Consider the following 16948-nt stretch of genomic DNA (forward strand, 5'->3'; position numbering starts at 1 on the left):
CATAAAAACGGTGAGGTGAGAACATGATAGCACCAATACTCCGTCTATCCATTGAGCGACGTGGTGTCATGATGTTGTTCGCCTTGTTTGTCGCCTTTTTTGGTATGTACAGTTACAAACAATTGCCGATTGATGCTGTGCCTGATATCACCAACGTGCAAGTGCAGATAAATACCGCAACCCCAGGTTACTCGCCTTTGGAGACTGAACAACGCATAACGTTTATAGTTGAAACCTCGCTGGCCGGTTTGCCTAATTTATCGTATACCCGCTCGATATCACGCTATGGTTTGTCGCAAGTCACAGTCGTGTTTAAAGAGGGCACTGATTTATATTTCGCACGAAATCTCGTCAACGAGCGTCTCACCGCCATCGCGGCGCAATTGCCAACAGGGTTAACCCCTGAAATGGGCCCTATCTCCACAGGCTTGGGGGAAATTTACATGTACTCGTTAAGTGCTGAGCCTCAGGCGCGACAGGACAACGGTCAACCCTATGATGCTATGGCATTAAGGGAGATCCATGATTGGGTAATTAAGCCCCAATTGTCGCTTGTTGAGGGGGTGACCGAGGTTTATGCGATAGGCGGATTTGAAAAGCAATATCATGTGAATCCTAATCCAGTCGCAATGATAAACTTTGGGATAAGTACAGGTGACCTTCTCAGTGCGCTAGAACGCAACAATGCGAATCAAGGCGCTGGTTTTGTAGAACAAAATGGGCAACAAGTACTGATCAGATCGGAAGCCCAACTTAAGGGCATTGACGATATCGGCCAAGTGGTTGTTAAGATCATTGATGGCGTACCGGTAAAAATTCAAGACATCGCCCAAATCAACCTCGGTAAAGAGCTGCGCTCTGGAGCCGGCACGTTAAATGGCCAAGAAACAGTGATTGGCACGACAATGATGTTAGTGGGAGAAAACTCTCGTACGGTCGCCAAAGCTGTGGACAGTAAGCTCGAAACCATTAAAACAAGCTTACCCGAGGGCGTAATCCTTGAAGCGGTTTACGATAGGACAAGCCTCGTTGACAAAACCATCGACACAGTGCAGAAAAACCTCGTCGAGGGCGCTTTACTTGTCATCGTTGTGCTATTCGTTTTGCTTGGGAATGTGCGAGCTGCACTTATTACCGCCGCTGTAATACCCTTGGCAATGCTTGCCACGATATCGGGCATGGTCAAAACAGATGTGTCTGCTAACTTGATGAGTTTAGGCGCACTGGATTTTGGCTTGATTGTCGATGGCGCAGTTATCATTGTTGAAAACTGTATCAGACGATTATCCGAATCCCAGAAACAAAACGGCGCTACTCTACCGCTCAAAGAAAGGCTGAATGTTGTATATGAAGCCACTAATGAAGTCATACGTCCCAGTTTGTTTGGTGTATTGATCATTACCATTGTTTATATCCCCTTGTTCACGCTCACTGGCGTCGAAGGTAAAATGTTCCACCCCATGGCAGCGACCGTGATAATGGCTTTGCTTGCCGCAATGGTATTTTGTTTTACCGTAGTGCCTGCGGCGATAGCAATTTTCATGAGAGGTAAAATTAGCGAAAAAGAAAGCCCAATTATTAAAGGTGCAAAGGCAGTCTATCGTCCTGTTTTAACCGGAGCGCTGCGTTTTAGATGGCTAGTGGTAGTAGCAGCGAGTGCTTTGGTTGTCGGCAGTTTATGGATGGGCAGTAAATTAGGCTCCGAGTTTATTCCCCAGCTCAATGAAGGTGATATCTTAGTACAAGCGATACGCATCCCTGGGACTGGGGTAGAACAAGCAGTTGAAATGCAAAAAACTCTTGAAGCGAAACTTATGCAGTATGAGCAAGTACAGACGGTATTCGGTCGCACGGGTACGGGTGAGGTCGCCACCGACCCTATGCCACCAAACATTACTGATACGTTTGTTATTTTAAAGCCTCGGGAGCAATGGCCCGATCCATCAATGACAAAAGCTGAGTTAGTGAAAACGTTTGAAGAGGACTTGTTTACTTTGCCCGGCAATAATTATGAATTTACGCAACCTATACAAATGCGTTTTAACGAATTGATTAGTGGCGTAAGGGCAGATTTGGGGATAAGGCTATTTGGGGATGACTTAGATACGCTCTTTGCATCTGCTTCTGACATTTTGACCGTTATTTCAACGATTGAAGGAGCTGATGACGCGAGGCTTGAGCAGGTAGAAGGCATTCCAATCTTCACCGTCACACCAAAGCCTGATCAATTGGCACGCTTTGGTTTGGATATAGCCGACTTGCAGTTATGGCTCAATGCTGCGACAGGTGGAGAAACCGCTGGAATGATTTTTGAGGGCGACAGACGCTTTGAAATTGTCGTGCGATATGCCGACGACATTCGAAATGAACTCACTCAGCTTGAGAGCGTTCCCATAGTCACGCCCTCTGGTGAGCATGTACCAATAAGCGAATTAGCCACACTTGCATTTAAAGAAGTACCTAGCCAAATAAGCCGGGAGAATGGCAAACGTAGTATTGTTGTCACAGCAAATGTGCGTGACAGAGATATTGGCACTTTTGTTGAAGAAGCTCAGGCGAGAATTAATGATGAAGTAGATTTACCTGCTGGTTATTGGCTCGACTATGGTGGAACCTTTGAGCAGCTCGAAAGTGCGAGTCAACGATTGACGATTGTGGTACCGGTTACGTTGTTTGTGATTTTGACAATGCTGGTAATTGCGTTTGGTTCTATACGCGATGCGTTGATTATCTTCACAGGTATCCCTTTGGCATTAACAGGCGGTGTAATGTCTCTTTGGTTAAGGGATATGCCTTTATCCATATCCGCGTCGGTAGGATTTATCGCGTTGTCTGGGATTGCCGTATTAAACGGATTGGTAATGCTGTCCTTCATCAAGCAACGTTTGCTAGAAACCGGAGAATTAGTGAATAGCATTGTTGAAGGGGCACTTATTCGCTTGCGTCCGGTATTAATGACAGCACTAGTGGCAAGCCTTGGATTTGTGCCCATGGCGCTCAATACGGGCATAGGTGCAGAGGTGCAACGGCCTTTGGCCACGGTGGTCATCGGCGGGATAATATCGTCAACCTTGCTAACACTGGTAGTGCTGCCTGTACTCTATCGACTCGTGCATAGTAAAGGGGATCAGTAGTGTTCTTGGGCATTTATTCGTAAATGCCCAAGTTTTACCTGAACGATTTTTAGGTACCTATTGACTCTTTATTAAGTATAGACTTTACAATCATATTCTTAACGTCATGTACGATAAGGATAGATATGGTTTCGCTTATTTTAATTAGTAGTTTTTTGGCGCTAGCCGTCCTCGGTAGAAGCTTTGTTCAATATAAGAGAAATGGTGATTTTGGTATAAGAGCAGCATCTATAAACGCACCATTAATAGAAATTGTACCAGGGGCTATATTCGTGGTTACGTTTTGCTTTGCATTTGGTCTAGTTCTTTTTGGTTACTTAGGACGTGCGCCCCTACTATTTGTTCCTTCAATTCCATTTCAGCTTCTCGGCTCCTTGATTGGCGCCTGCGGAATTGCTGTAACTTTGTTGTCTCAAATTCAAATGGGAGATTCATGGCGTATTGGCGTTGACCAGCAAGAAACGACTGCACTTATTACCCACGGGATTTACGCAAAGTCTCGCAACCCCATTTACTTTGGTATTTTTCTATTTTGGGCAGGGGTGTGTATAACGTTCCCACATTTGCTGCTTTGGGCATGTGCTTTTGTATGTTGGATTTGCATTGAAGTGATTGTTCGACAAATTGAAGAGCCTTATTTGAAGAAAGTGCATGGCGATGATTTTCTAAAATATAAGTCTGACACTAACCGATACATACCTAAGCTTTCACGCTTAAATAAGTAATGGCGCAGGCTGCTTTATATGCATAAACTAACGAACGGTATCTTTTAACGTCCATTTTTATGAACTGTCGTTATTCTTAAATAAAGTGAGCCGACTGATTATGTTTGCAAGCCCGTTCTCGATTAGCGTGAGTTCATTGTCAATTAAAGTGAGTCAGGCACCGGTCATATTCTCACTTAATGTGAGTCCAAAATGTACGATGTAATCAAGTCAGAGGGATTATGTTCGCGAGCCACTACATCTAGCAAGTGATACCTATAAGCGCTTTTTAGCAAATCAATCGGAAAGCTGTAGTGGCGATTTTGGCATGTCTGAGATGCTCATGACATTTTACGGGGGACAATCAGATAAGTCTTTTGGAGAAATCTTTCAGCAAGGTTCTGTTGATTTACAAAAGTACATGATGGAAGCTTTAGAGGGAATTGACGAAATTGCGCTAGATGAAACCATACATATAGAAAGTATCAAAAAGCTTATTGCAGATTTGCCTGCGTTGATGAGCAGTCAATCTTCGAGAGTAGCAGAGGAACTTGATGAAGGAGGCGAATCCCCAGTTTCAGAGTTCGAGGCCAAAACGGGAATTGGGCCAGTTATATTAAAAAATGTAAAACCGCCAAACGTGGTGGAAAAAATATGGCAGATTTTATCAGGCATTGAAGAATTCTCAGGAATTGGTATAGAAACATTTTTTGGAGTGAAACCTCGTAGCTTTGAAGCAGATTCGGATAGAGAAAGAACTATTCAAGAGAAAGTCAACGCAGTCTATCACCAGTTAAATTTTCTCGGTTACTATCGTGATTCAAAAATGAAAGAAGATAGAAGATTTCGGGCATCCTTTAGTGATATGACGCATGCAGGTGTTGCTTCATTTTGTCATTTTTTTCTGTGTAGAGACGAAGATTTGGTAATGAAGGCTGCTGCGGCTTATGAATATTTAGGTGTAAACACTAGAGTATTGCACTATAAAGCTTACAAGAAAATGCAGCCGACCGCTGACACGTCGGCTGATTAGGAATTACCAAATAAATACTCTAAAACGTTTTTGTCCAAAGATGAGTTTCTTATCTTATGGTCAAGATTGTCACTGCTCAAGCTCCCTAGTGTGATTTTTAATACTCAAATACTCAGTTGTAGCTCGATTGAGACTTGGTAGTAGCAATTATTTTGAACCTTTATTAAATTCACCCGTTCAACTCTTACACAAATTTAACTAGAAGAGTCTCTGTAGAACCCTTTTTAATACCAATAGGATCAATGCCTAAAGCCAAAGCCACCACCAGAAATAATGGGAGATGTAGGTTTAATTATTAAAAGCAGTGAATACACAGATTAATTTATAAGGCAGAATTCTAATCTTGATACTTTTTGATACTATAGTAACAAATTCAACTGATAATCTTATTTTTTGTTACTATAACAGCAATTTTATTCACCATCGGTGATGGCTTTTATATTGTCTCTTGATGAAACAATCTTCAATACCATTTCATATGTGACACAATAGTAACAAATAATGTCATTATTTATGCTATAATTGATACTATAGTGACATATTTGGAGGTGTGTATGTTATCCCTTTATACTGCTTATGATTTGCAGATGGATCTCAAAGAGTTTATCAAGTCAGCTCGAAAAAAAGACAAACTCAGTGTTCAGAAGTTAGCCGATCTGTCTGGCGTGCCTTATGCGACGATCCGAAAGTTTGAATCATCTGGTAACATCTCATTGCGTCAGTTTCTAATGCTTTATGAGACCGTCGGAGACTTGAAAAAAGTGAAAGAGCTGACAAAGTCGTGTGAGCCTGAATTCAAATCAATAGAGGATGTGCTACGACATGCTTAAATCTGCCCTAACCGTAAGGCGTAAGCTTAGCACCGGTGAAAAGGTGCTTGTCGGCAAGCTTGTTGAAAATAGTCAACAAAGCTTCTTTCAATTTGACGAGACGTATTTAAACGCTCACTCTACTTCTTTGGCCCCGTTCAATTTAAAAGCAGACACAAGCCTACAAGCTGCGCCTAGAAAACCGCATTATGGCATCCATGGAGTTTTTGCAGACAGCCTCCCTGATGGTTGGGGTCTTTATCTCATGGATCGTGTATTTAGGCAGAACAATCAGAACCCAAAAACAGTTACCGCTTTAGAGCGTTTGGCCTACCTAGGTGAGAGATGTATGGGGGCGTTGAGCTATGAGCCAGAGTTAGATTTACTTGATGAGTCCAAGGATTCAATTGATATTATTACCCTCGGTCGAGCTGCGATTGAAGAATTTGAAGGCACTGAGTCAGCTTTGCTTGAGCACTTGATGAAAACGGGTGGATCGGGTGGTGCTAGGCCAAAAATGAACGTTACGCGTTTAGCGAATGGTCAATATTCAACATTAGACTACGTACAAGGCACAAAGCTTATAGTAAAGCTTACATCAGAAAAGTTTGACTTGAAGCACTCTGAATCAATAGTTGAATATTGCTACATGCAAATTGCTCGTAATGTTGGCATCGAGGTTCCTGAGTTTGATTTAATTGATGCGGGTAATGGAAGATATTGGCTAGAGCAGGAGCGATTTGATTGCACAGAGCAAGGTGGTCGAATTCATATGATTTCTGCTTGTGGGTTATTAGATGCCCCTTTTCGAGAACCTTCTTTGGACTATGTGGATTTAGTAAAAGCTACGCGCATCATGTGCAGTGTTACAGAGTCTCAGAAGCTCATTAAGCGTTGCATGTTTAACTATTTAACTGTTAACCAAGATGATCATAGTAAGAACTTCAGTTTTCTTGCCAGTGACTCCGATGTTTGGACGCTATCACCTTTCTACGACATTGTTTACAGCCCAAGTCCTTACAAAGAGCATATGACGGCTTTTGGTGGTAATGGCCAAACACCAAAGAATGTACTAAATCAGCTAGCTGCTCAGTCGGGGTTGTCTTCAAAAAAAGCGATTATGACTATGGCTGAAGAAATATTTGAAGCAACGCGCTCGTTTAGGCATGAGGCCAAGCATTTAGGTTTGTCATCTAATCTAATCAATGAGATTGATAATGATATGATAGAAAAGTTTAAGGCGCTTTAAATACAGGATAATTAAAATTGTCATGCCTTATTTTGCAAATGTCAGATAAGTTGAGAGATCTATACTATTTTTAGTCTAAAATAGGAGCCGCCTGTTAAGGCCCATACCAAAAATATGAAAGCTGACTTATCTGACAAATTTCGGTGCCAGCTTCATCATAATTTAGCTTATATTTATGCTGAATTGGGCTAAACCAAAAGTTAACTGGTTTACCGTTTTCCACTTCCTTAAAAGCTATTTGAATTAAAATTTCTGACTCAACTTTAATCATTCAGATAACTCCAAAATCAAGGTTATAAAATTCACACTGATCTTCTGATGCTTCTTTTATTTCGGTATCTTCATTACTCACTTGGCGGTTATGTTGGCCTAGTACGATAATATTTGCAGGTGGTTCAATGATGTCATCTAGTTTTTTTAATGCTTCTTCAAGTTCTCCACCTTCTGTTGATACGTACTGTGAAGTAATTACGCAGCTAGCAAACTTATCGTTATTGGCCTCTTTGTAGTACTTAAAGAAATCAGAGTAATATGAAGTTAATCGGCTTTTTAAAACGGGTAAGATTGGATGGCTAATTACGCTATCCTGCATGTCCAGTGTTTTCAAGGCACGAAGAATTAATGCAAAACCAGCCCATTCAAGTGTATTGTTGAATACATCCATACCCCCAAATACTTTGTTTTGCCATGCATCAAAAGCAGAGTGCATTTCATACTCATCCATATACCAAACTTTGCTTGTACCATTTTCAAACTCTAATAATAAATAGCAACCAGAGTATGAAGCCTCCTGAGTGCTATCGCCTCTAACGTGAGATACTTTGTTTGAGCTAACATCAATTGAAAACTTATCGTTGTCATAAACCACTGCAAGTTCATAGCTTTTTACAATACCTTGAGTTTCAAGGTAGGCAATTACATTATCTGTATTTAGTGCAGGAAACAGACAATATGCAGTAGTGTAGGGATGTTTCCTAACTCTTATGTTTACCAGGTTAAGCAGCTCAGGACTCAGAGAGCCGATCAACATATCCACATCTTTAATTGTCGCAACAACGTCATCTAGGGCGCACTCTTTAATCAAAGCGGAATAATGAGAATGTGAAGCCAAGTTGAACAATGTTTCCCACTGTTTAATATTGTCTGAAGCAGATTTGATTAGCTTTTCAATTTGAACTGATAACATTAGTACGCCTCGCGTGAATAAGCACTTTCGAATTGTTCTTCATAAGCTTGCTGATTGGAACTGTGCTGACAATCTTGATCATCAAACAACATTGGGTCATTCATAACACTATCTCTATAAATACAAGGGCAGAGAGTCTTCCAGTGACGTTTAATAAGGGTTTTCTCCCTCATTTGATCCACATGCACTGAAAGCCACGCTTCATTGCCCATCGCCTTACCTTGCTCTTCAATAGCTAAAATTTCTTCAGGAGGCATAACTGTAGTCTTAAAAGAACCATCAATTAGCTCAGTTTGACAATAGCCACCGGCTAATTGTCCACGCATTGCTTTAGATAGAACGGTTGTAGTGTGGGTAACTTTTGAATTTACACCGTTGTATTGGAAATTGTCTTTTTCATAAAAAACATTCGCATTAATTTGTTTTACTTTTCCAGAACGGTAAGCAAGTTTAAGAATTCCCTTGTAGCCTAATCCTAATTGAGTCACATATTGGCCTGATGATTCACTATACTCAGTTTTTAAAAAGCAAAGCTGCTCAGTAGGGCAAAGTGAAAGGCCTATTTTTGCAGCTTTTAAAAATGAAGTGATTACGGACTCAACTGGAGTGTAAGGGAAGCTGTATTCCACGTTTAATCCAGACATAACGATTTGATAGACGTAGTTTAGCTCTGTATTAAAGTCAAGCTTATAACCATTTTCGGAAAGACAAGCATCAAACTGGCCTTTGCATGCTGTTAATTTTCCATACAATAAATTTTGATATTCTTGAAGTGATAAACTCATAACGCTCACCGTTGAACTTAGATATGTAATAAGAATATTTGATTTAAAAAATCGCGCTTATTACCAGTCAATAACAACGACCTCATCGTTTTTGGTGTATCCATACCAGTTTTCGCTATCTAAACATTCTTTAAGAGTTGCAATTGCTTTCTTCATGTCATTATGAGCAATCATCTGGCGGGTACGTTTCAACTCAAAAACCTCGCATATATCAGCCTCTAAATATTCAACACCGATAAAAGCAAACAATTTAACGGGAATACCTGCTAAATTCGCAACATACTTATAGAAACTCTCTTGAACGTCATATCGAAGGTCTCGGCATTGGAATCTAAACTTATTTGGATTGGCTGAACGAGTAGACTTAACATCACTGGCAATTGCATGCTTGTTAATGTAATCGAATTTTACTTTAAGCATTAATCCAGAGTCAGGATCTCGCGCTATTACAGTAAGTTCCGCAAAACCATTTGAAATTAATCGCTTAGCTCTAGCGTGAGATTTGAATGTATCCAAAATTCTATGGGCGTCATCCCAGACTAAACCATCTATTGGTGTCTTATGGGTTATGTGTGAAAGCGCTCCATCGTTGAAAGCAGCTAATAGGCTAGAACACTTATTATCTTCCACCATTTTTACAGCTTCGTTGTAGGCTTTGACTCCAGCGCCTTTTATTATGGATTTCGCAATCAAATCATCAAAAATTAGGGTGTTTGGTTTAGCATCTAACAAGCGCTTAACTAACTCTGATTTAGTGCCTGAGACCTTTTGACCTGCGGCTTTTAATGCGTCCTTTAGCTCAGCACTTGTGTGAAGCGCTGTAGGATACTCAATGGCAAGAGGTACACGGAAATAGCGATCATAAAAACCAATTGGCTCTAATATTAACTCATGACCATAAGTGCCAGTATCAAGAGTGTTTCTTTGTGCAGCAGTTCGTTTTCTTTCCTCATTAGAAAAATATTGACGAAATACATGAGCTGGTGTGTTTTTCGCTAACTCTTTAATCAGAGATGAGCTATGAGCATCTAATTCGTGGTAAACAGAATTTGGCACACCGCTATAAATACCTTCAACAAGATCACCATTAGAGTCCAAAAAGTTTGGATTACCTAAATCATCGTATGCAGGCAGAATAGTGTTAAACCATTCTGTAGGTTTTTCTGTTTCTTGAACTTTTAGATTTGCTGATGCCATGTTCTTGCCTTGCTCTACTTATTTAAAGTAGTAACATCATGTCATAGAGATTTTTTCGTGCTGAACTGAAGAAGAAAACCTATCTTCAAAGTTAATGATGAGAATTGAGCGCGATCTTTAATTTTATATAGATTGCTATTATGGACAATTAAACTAGGAAACTCGATGTTCGAAGGAAAAGCATTAAAAGATATTATTGGAAACCTTAGCGCTGATTTACCTGATACTCATTTTAGTGTTGAAGCACACCATCAAATAACCGATTTATTACCAAGTGAAATGGTCGAAATTATAAAAAATTATTTCGAGGATCTAACCATTCAGAATATTTTGACGGTGGATGGCATAATACAGCGTATAGAGTGTGCAACCTCTACATTCACAGTGGACGTTATACCACTTACAGAATGGAATGAAGAAACGCCATGTGGTGAGTAATATTGTCGCTAATTTTAGCGAAAAATACAGATTCATTAACTTGATCACAATAAATGAAATCAATGAATCAGTACCTGGGTTGAAGTTATTCAGAAAAAATGAAAACTTACACTCAAGCACTCTACTGACAATATCATTTGGAGTCACAGCGCAAACTCTAATTAATCAGATAAATTATTTATTAGAAACAACTCAGCGGCTACAGCTGTCTTTATTTGATGAAAAGTCGAACTCTGTAAATTAATTCTATTTATTAAGGAGTTGCCTGATGTGGTTTATTACGACGTTGAAAGAGCCATATAAATTCTATAACAAAAATGGAATACCTATATTAGTCTCTGAAATTGAGTAGACAAACTGCATTTATGACGCTGATGGTGATGTAGTTGGGGAATGTTCACCAAGTGTAATAAAAAATAAGCAGCAAGCACTTTTAGCTTTAGTGGGTGCCGGAGTTTTTGGCTTTCCTTCTAAAAATGAAGCCAAAGAATTTGCTAAGGGTCTTAAACTAAAAACGTGGAACTATCTGCAATTAGGTTAACGATAATAACTTGATCATTAAGAGCAAGCATTTGTAGAGTTGTATTGGGGTAGCATATTAATTCAAGTATAAGAGGTGTGATTAATGGGAAGGTCAAAACCTGTGAGTTTCGCTGGTAAGCACTTTGAAAGACAAGGTTATGCTGTTGATTATTTTAATAATCAAAAAGTAGAGCTGTTACCAGAGGGTACAATAGAGAATGGCGAACTCTTCGAGTCTTTAAAAGATGTTTTTGAACGGTACTGTGATAATTCGCCCGGATATGAATTAAATGGCAGGTTGATAACAGGCTTCAGTGTCGCATATGAAAAGCGCCATGTAGAAGGAGTTTGGGCAACTCACCCTTGTTTCAAAGTTGTGAGAGAGTAATAAAGTCTCATACCAAGTAATAAAGATTCATACTAAGTATTAAAGTATCATACTAAGTATTAAAGTATCATACTAAAATGGCAGCTAGCGCAGTCGATACGCTGCCATTTCTAAATCGAAAATGTCCCAAAATGAGTTAACGTAAATCCTCTAATGGCAGCTTTGAGCGAAGCAGGCACTCAACGTGTTAATGAATAAATAATCAATTCTCGTTATGTAATATAATTAGCTTCTCGTTAAAATTTTCATAAACATTTAAGTTGCTAATTTTAAAGCTATTTTTTATGCGTATTCTCGTAATGTAATTTTACCCGTTCTCGAATAAGTAAATTCACGGTTATAGGAGAGTCTAAACAATTGTAATTCCTTTAGGCTATGTGTAAGTTATTAATAATTAAATTAATAAAAATCGTATTTTGATAATTCTGGAAATTTACACATTGAGTGTTAACGGGAATTCTCGGTAATACGCTGTTAGAGCTATCCAGAGGTTAGGCATGCAAAAAATTATTCAAGGAATATCTGACGGTTCTATTTTGCATTTAGATTTAATTGAGGAAATAGGTGAGCACTCAGAAAGAGTAACGATCAATACCTATCCAGACCCTGATCTTATTCGACATGATAGATTCTCACTTAAAGAATACTTTCTAGAAGATGATATTGATTTATCGACAGATTATTCGTTCATTATGAATGCTAAACTAGAGGATTACGGCTTTGTTATCGATGGTGATTTACATACTGATTTAGGAGACGAACGAGGTTTAAGCTATGAGATTGAAGAGGTAAATGAACGTCAAAAAAAAGTAACTTTGAGAGGCATCCTACAGGGAGATTACTCTGATATTGACATGGATGCCGAAGCAGATATCTGCATAACAGGCTTATTAAAAAGCGATTATGTAAATTTAAGCCTCTACAAAGAATTGGCTATTGACGCATATTTATTAGAATCTGAAAATAATATAAAAATGGCTTTTTTTACGTACTTTTCCGCAATGGAAGCAATTATTCGCAGTAAACTTGATGTAATTCAGCTGAAGATTCATACAGAACTTCATGATGCACTAGAGCACTTAGCACTAGATTTAAAAGTTAAAATTGTTGCGAAAGAATCATTTGCTACGGACGATCTAAAACAAGTGCCAATCTGGGGAGAGTTTCAAGGCTTATTACGTGAAGTAAAAAAAATACGAAACCTAATTGCACACGGAAAGTTAGAGAATGAAATTACAGTAATAGATTTAAATAAATGTATTGCTTGTTACGTTGTTTTATTTTGTTTTACTTATAAAAATTTAACTACATTCGAGACCATAATTAAAGCCTTTAAAAAATAGCTCTAACACATATGAGCCTTAACTCTGTCAATAGGCAATAGTATTCTTTTTGACCGTTTCATACATTGACGGTCAATTCTAAACCAATAAACAAATTCGTTTACTTCGTCTGTCGATACGGCTGTTAAGCAAGTAGCTTACGGCAAACACATATAGAGGCTCTCTTATTGCGATCTCATCGCAGCCAGGCTTCTCTCATATCCTTTTGAGCTTTCTGGGGCACTAGACATTCATCGGTTAACCTGATCATGGCACTATTCAAGGCGGCTGGCTTCATCATTGTGATCTAGTTAGTTTAAGGCTCAAGTCAGGTGTAAGCGACTTTGTTTATTGTATTAATGCACGCGTACTGAGCGTCTAATCAAGTCAAGTGGCTTAGGTCTGTAGGCATATAATTAGGTTAAACTTTGTTGGTCATTAACTCACCCAATTGATTGATGCTCAGCCTTATATCCAGTTAGGTGCTCCGCTCACTCAGTACCGTGACTAACTCTTTAAGAATTTTGCTTCATCGAATACCGTCTCTTTTTTTAGCATGAAATAAACACAGCGACCCAGCTTATGCGCAAGCGCTGACAGTGCTTTGGCTTTGCTCATTCGCTTTTGTAGTTTTTCAAGGTATTTGTTAGCGTTATGATTGTGGCGCAGCAGCAATACAGCGGCTTCAGAGAACGCCCATTTTAGATGTGCATTGCCAATTTTGTTACCTTGGGTGCCATAGGTTTTGCCGGCAGACTCTGCTTTACATTTGACTAACCGACTATATGAAGCGAACTTTTGTACGCTTGAAAAGCGATTGATGCCACCAATTTCATAAATAATGGTAAGTGCGAGAATGCGGCATATACCATTAATTGTTTGCAAGATATTAAGGCGGACAGGATTGTGTTGCTTGGCCATTTGTTCAATATAATGTTCTAAAGGCTTAAGCTCATTGTGGTAGCAATCGAGTATGGCCATATTTAAATTAATGGATCGTTGCACAACGGGATCAGGGAAGTAATAGCGCATCTTTTCTCTATCGCAGACGTTCTTTAAATTCACGTTGTGGGCAGGTAAATTGTACTGGCTGGCGGTATTGGCGACATGGGCTTTTAAATCAGCCCCGTGGCGAACAATTTTAGTTCTTCGGCGTAATAACTCGCGTATAGCACGCATATCTTTGTCATACACATAAGCAAGTGGGAAGTTTCCTCCACGGATGAGTTTGGCAATTTTATATGAATCTATTTTATCGTTTTTGGCTTTACCGCCATGTATCGCCCTCATATATAAAGCATGACCGAGAATAAAGTCGATAGTGTGTTCTTTACAAAGGTCAGCGACCCAATACCAGCAATGCATGCATTCTACGCCAACCACAATGTCACCGGTATACGGTTTAAGTAGTATTAGTAGTGCTTCTGGGTCATCTTTAATTTTCTTGTGAACAAGGATAAGTTCTGTATTATCAATGATGCAGACGTAAAGTAATCGCGCGTGTAAATCGATTCCACAATAATATGGATGCATGTTATTGTAAAAGTTCATTGAGCTTTCTCCTGTAAGGTTGGTTGCCTTTTCAGCGTAGCGAATAATCGCGATGCTGGGGAGGAGGCTCAATGAATATCAAGGTGCTTAAACGGACAAAAAACAGCTGGCTTTTGCTCGTTCCTCGCTAATTTTAGCCAGCTATTTTATTGCCGCAAGCGTTAGCCCATAGAAATTAACTTAATACAGCCGACGTCTAAAACGTTAATTAGATGGTACGCTCCACCCATTAGCTAAACTCATAGAGTTGGCTATTACAGGAGGAAACCATCATGTCATTTGCAAAAGTCATAGGTATTGATTTAGGTAAATCAACTTTTCATTTAATTGGTCACGATTATGCTGGCCGTGAAGTCTTTCGTCATAAATATTCCAGAGCAAAGTTAGTCGATTTTCTATCTGTCCAAGAATCAACAACCATTGCGATGGAGGCTTGTTGTGGTGCTCACTGGCTAGCAAGGAAATGCAAACAATTTGGTCATGAGGTCAAACTAATACCAGCTCAATACGTAAAGCCTTATGTTAAGTCCCATAAGAATGATTACATTGATGCTGACGCAATTGCAGAAGCTGCGACAAGGCCTAACATGCGATTTGTTTCAGTCAAAACAGAAGAAGCTCAACTAGGTATAGTTATTAGACGTGTTCGCTCTGGCTATATTAAAGAAAGAACCGCCTGTATGAACCGAATTGGCTCGATACTATTGGAGTTTGGCCTTAGCTTTCCAAGAGGCCATCATCAAATGAAAAACTTGTTCCAATGGATAGCAGACCAAAATGAAGTGTTACCACCGCTATTGATTGCAGAGCTAACCACTCAATATGAATATTACAATCAGCTAAACGTGTGGATTAAAGCACAAGAGGAAAAGTTATTAGCATTAAATAAAGAAAACTATGTAGCTCAGTTATTACAAACAATTCCAGGTGTTGGACCTATGACTGCATCGTGCTGTATCTCAGCAGTTGGCAGTCCACAGGATTTCGACAATGGTCGTAATTTTGCAGCATGGTTTGGGTTAGTGCCATTTCAATATTCAACGGGAGGGAAGCCCAGAATGCTAGGTATTTCTAAGCGAGGGAATAAGGAGCTTAGAGAGTTATTTATTCACGCAGCTCGTGCCGTTATGTGGCGAGATAAAACAGCAGAAAAGTTCTTTGGAACATGGTTGATAGATTTAAAATGTCGAAAGCCGTTTAATGTGGCGCTTGTAGCTTTAGCAAATAAAATAGCAAGAATAGCTTGGTCTGTAATGACCACGAAGAAGCCTTTTGAAATTAGAGTTTAAGTCAGTTTGCATATGATAATTAATGATGACAAAACGGTTAGACCACCAGATTGAAGACCTTGTGGACAGTTCAGCAAGAAAAATGCTTTCTCGTTTTTGAGGACAATCTGGCGCAGATCTCATCGTAGAGCTGGGACTAATGTTAGTCTCTAATAGACTCTGAATACATTAGCGCAAACCATCTCCGTTATTTTAGTTATTAACTTGCAAAACGGGGCGTACCATACATTTGTCCATAAACGAGCTATGCCCTTAAGACTCTGCCCATACCGAAAACTCATCTAGTCACCATAAAACCTCTCACTTATTTCATCACATAGCTTGGTTCGATAGATAATCTCACTGCATTACTACTGTAATATCGGATTAGAGAATCTTAACTACTTTTAAACTTGATCTAGATCAAAGAAACTTCATTCGCAGCAATCTATATTACGCGGCTGCAATTTTCGTTGCTTTTTGAAATCTAGATTAGCTTTTAAAGGTAATACTCCATTATCGTGCTTAAAGGTGTGTCATGGCATTACTCATCAATAACAAGTGTATTAACTGCGACAAGTACTAGGTGCCAGAATTTAATGAGGAAAAACAAATGGTCGAATTTTGCTGTGTTCTTTTTTGTGTTGGTGATTTTTGACAAATCAACAACAAAGCTAAGTATTAACTAAGTTTGATAGAAAAGCAAATTGTATTAACTAAATCGACTTTTTTATCAATTTTATGCATTTTTCCACACGCTTTCCCTCCTTTATTTTCTCTTAAATTACTACGTAACACAGCATCATTAACTCGTAACACAGAATGATAAATGCGTAACACAGAATGATAAATGCGTAACACAGAAATGAAACTTACCTCTGCTACTTACCATTCATTACCATCACGCAAGCCTAGTTAGTGTTAGGTCAAACACTAACTAGGAAACTCATGAGTACATCAAAATCATAATTCATCAGAGAGTATCAACGCGCGAGTAAATCACCTTGGGATGACAATTCAACCATTTTGCTTTTAGCAGATGTTGATGAAGCGTCTAAAAGCGATTTAATCGAGCTTAGCTTTAGCTATTACATTTATATGCACAGAGATAGGGTAGGCCGTGTATTGGGTATTAGCATCTCAAAGCAGCTATTTGATGATAATCCTGATTTTTCAGGGCGCTATTTAGATGGTGTAGAAATGTATGCTTTTTTGCTGCTGTACATTGAGCAAATAAAAGAATTCTGTCATTTATTTTCAGTGGAGTTCGAAGCGATATTTTTAACTAAACCAACAACTTTCTTCAGTCACGCTGAAGATAGCTGGTTAGAAATCATCGAAAAAAGTTAAAACTGGCGAACC

General features: G+C 39.2%; 15 protein-coding genes. 10 read left to right on the forward strand and 5 right to left on the reverse strand.

The window, feature by feature from the left end; genetic code table 11:
* Positions 1-23 precede the first annotated feature (23 nt).
* The 5 genes from CWB80_RS09815 (at position 24) to CWB80_RS09835 (ending at position 6929) form a co-directional block, all read left to right on the forward strand.
* Positions 24-3134, forward strand: coding sequence for an efflux RND transporter permease subunit (locus tag CWB80_RS09815; protein ID WP_004588582.1), 3111 nt, complete (start codon positions 24-26; stop codon positions 3132-3134).
* Positions 3135-3259: 125 nt separating this feature from the next.
* Positions 3260-3859: a methyltransferase family protein gene (locus tag CWB80_RS09820; RefSeq protein ID WP_036973833.1), complete on the forward strand. Its 600-nt coding sequence runs from the start codon at positions 3260-3262 to the stop codon at positions 3857-3859.
* A gap of 307 nt (positions 3860-4166) precedes the next feature.
* Positions 4167-4871, forward strand: a complete 705-nt coding sequence (locus tag CWB80_RS09825; protein ID WP_138600907.1) for a hypothetical protein — start codon at positions 4167-4169, stop codon at positions 4869-4871.
* Positions 4872-5425: 554 nt separating this feature from the next.
* Positions 5426-5701 (forward strand): helix-turn-helix domain-containing protein, encoded by a 276-nt coding sequence (locus CWB80_RS09830; protein ID WP_036973834.1) that lies wholly within the window; start codon positions 5426-5428, stop codon positions 5699-5701.
* Positions 5694-6929: a type II toxin-antitoxin system HipA family toxin gene (locus tag CWB80_RS09835; protein WP_138600905.1), complete on the forward strand. Its 1236-nt coding sequence runs from the start codon at positions 5694-5696 to the stop codon at positions 6927-6929. Before CWB80_RS09830 ends, CWB80_RS09835 begins: the two co-directional genes overlap by 8 nt.
* Positions 6930-7023: 94 nt before the next feature.
* On the opposite strand, the gene CWB80_RS22540 is transcribed toward CWB80_RS09835, so the two are convergent.
* The 4 genes from CWB80_RS22540 to CWB80_RS09850 are packed head-to-tail and all read right to left on the reverse strand — an operon-like array spanning position 7024 to position 10097.
* Positions 7024-7200 carry a hypothetical protein gene (locus CWB80_RS22540; RefSeq protein ID WP_155950874.1) on the reverse strand — a complete coding sequence of 59 codons (177 nt, stop codon included), beginning with the start codon at positions 7198-7200 and terminating at the stop codon, positions 7024-7026.
* Complete coding sequence (locus CWB80_RS09840) at positions 7201-8115, reverse strand: hypothetical protein (protein ID WP_138600903.1); 915 nt, start codon at positions 8113-8115, stop codon at positions 7201-7203.
* A complete protein-coding gene (locus CWB80_RS09845) occupies positions 8115-8900 on the reverse strand; it encodes a recombinase RecT (protein WP_138600901.1) in 786 nt (261 codons plus the stop codon). The genes CWB80_RS09840 and CWB80_RS09845 overlap by 1 nt, the downstream gene beginning before the upstream one ends.
* Positions 8901-8960: 60 nt before the next feature.
* The gene (locus CWB80_RS09850) at positions 8961-10097 is read right to left on the reverse strand and encodes a PD-(D/E)XK nuclease-like domain-containing protein (protein ID WP_138600899.1); all 1137 of its coding nucleotides are present in this window, start codon (positions 10095-10097) and stop codon (positions 8961-8963) included.
* Positions 10098-10262: 165 nt separating this feature from the next.
* Between CWB80_RS09850 and CWB80_RS09855 the strand changes: the two genes are divergently transcribed.
* The 3 genes from CWB80_RS09855 to CWB80_RS09865 all read left to right on the forward strand — a co-directional run bounded on the left by CWB80_RS09855 (position 10263) and on the right by CWB80_RS09865 (position 12788).
* Complete coding sequence (locus tag CWB80_RS09855) at positions 10263-10535, forward strand: hypothetical protein (protein WP_138600897.1); 273 nt, start codon at positions 10263-10265, stop codon at positions 10533-10535.
* 625 nt (positions 10536-11160) lie between these two features.
* Complete coding sequence (locus tag CWB80_RS09860) at positions 11161-11445, forward strand: hypothetical protein (RefSeq protein WP_138600895.1); 285 nt, start codon at positions 11161-11163, stop codon at positions 11443-11445.
* A 497-nt stretch (positions 11446-11942) separates the two neighbouring features.
* Complete coding sequence (locus CWB80_RS09865) at positions 11943-12788, forward strand: hypothetical protein (RefSeq protein WP_138600893.1); 846 nt, start codon at positions 11943-11945, stop codon at positions 12786-12788.
* 486 nt (positions 12789-13274) lie between these two features.
* On the opposite strand, the gene CWB80_RS09870 is transcribed toward CWB80_RS09865, so the two are convergent.
* Entirely contained in the window at positions 13275-14318 is a 1044-nt protein-coding gene (locus CWB80_RS09870) for an IS110 family RNA-guided transposase (protein WP_138600891.1), read from the reverse strand.
* 272 nt (positions 14319-14590) lie between these two features.
* Here CWB80_RS09870 and CWB80_RS09875 point away from each other — a divergent pair, with 272 nt between their 5' ends.
* Both CWB80_RS09875 and CWB80_RS09880 read left to right on the forward strand, forming a co-directional pair.
* On the forward strand, positions 14591-15607 hold the full coding sequence (locus CWB80_RS09875) for an IS110 family RNA-guided transposase (protein ID WP_138600889.1): 1017 nt from the start codon (positions 14591-14593) through the stop codon (positions 15605-15607).
* Positions 15608-16612: 1005 nt separating this feature from the next.
* On the forward strand, positions 16613-16936 hold the full coding sequence (locus CWB80_RS09880) for a hypothetical protein (protein WP_249362556.1): 324 nt from the start codon (positions 16613-16615) through the stop codon (positions 16934-16936).
* The last annotated feature ends 12 nt before the right edge of the window (positions 16937-16948 follow it).

This window comes from Pseudoalteromonas sp. S1650, from assembly GCF_005887195.1.
GTDB classification, from domain to species: Bacteria; Pseudomonadota; Gammaproteobacteria; order Enterobacterales; family Alteromonadaceae; genus Pseudoalteromonas; species Pseudoalteromonas simplex.

What these genes read in the sequence shown, in the direction of transcription:
- CWB80_RS09815 (WP_004588582.1), top strand. Translation starts at nt 24, where the DNA reads ATGATAGCACCAATACTCCGTCTATCCATTGAGCGACGTGGTGTCATG.
- CWB80_RS09820 (WP_036973833.1), top strand. Translation starts at nt 3,260, where the DNA reads ATGGTTTCGCTTATTTTAATTAGTAGTTTTTTGGCGCTAGCCGTCCTC.
- CWB80_RS09825 (WP_138600907.1), top strand. Translation starts at nt 4,167, where the DNA reads ATGTCTGAGATGCTCATGACATTTTACGGGGGACAATCAGATAAGTCT.
- CWB80_RS09830 (WP_036973834.1), top strand. Translation starts at nt 5,426, where the DNA reads ATGTTATCCCTTTATACTGCTTATGATTTGCAGATGGATCTCAAAGAG.
- CWB80_RS09835 (WP_138600905.1), top strand. Translation starts at nt 5,694, where the DNA reads ATGCTTAAATCTGCCCTAACCGTAAGGCGTAAGCTTAGCACCGGTGAA.
- CWB80_RS22540 (WP_155950874.1), bottom strand. Translation starts at nt 7,200, where the DNA reads ATGATTAAAGTTGAGTCAGAAATTTTAATTCAAATAGCTTTTAAGGAA.
- CWB80_RS09840 (WP_138600903.1), bottom strand. Translation starts at nt 8,115, where the DNA reads ATGTTATCAGTTCAAATTGAAAAGCTAATCAAATCTGCTTCAGACAAT.
- CWB80_RS09845 (WP_138600901.1), bottom strand. Translation starts at nt 8,900, where the DNA reads ATGAGTTTATCACTTCAAGAATATCAAAATTTATTGTATGGAAAATTA.
- CWB80_RS09850 (WP_138600899.1), bottom strand. Translation starts at nt 10,097, where the DNA reads ATGGCATCAGCAAATCTAAAAGTTCAAGAAACAGAAAAACCTACAGAA.
- CWB80_RS09855 (WP_138600897.1), top strand. Translation starts at nt 10,263, where the DNA reads ATGTTCGAAGGAAAAGCATTAAAAGATATTATTGGAAACCTTAGCGCT.
- CWB80_RS09860 (WP_138600895.1), top strand. Translation starts at nt 11,161, where the DNA reads ATGGGAAGGTCAAAACCTGTGAGTTTCGCTGGTAAGCACTTTGAAAGA.
- CWB80_RS09865 (WP_138600893.1), top strand. Translation starts at nt 11,943, where the DNA reads ATGCAAAAAATTATTCAAGGAATATCTGACGGTTCTATTTTGCATTTA.
- CWB80_RS09870 (WP_138600891.1), bottom strand. Translation starts at nt 14,318, where the DNA reads ATGAACTTTTACAATAACATGCATCCATATTATTGTGGAATCGATTTA.
- CWB80_RS09875 (WP_138600889.1), top strand. Translation starts at nt 14,591, where the DNA reads ATGTCATTTGCAAAAGTCATAGGTATTGATTTAGGTAAATCAACTTTT.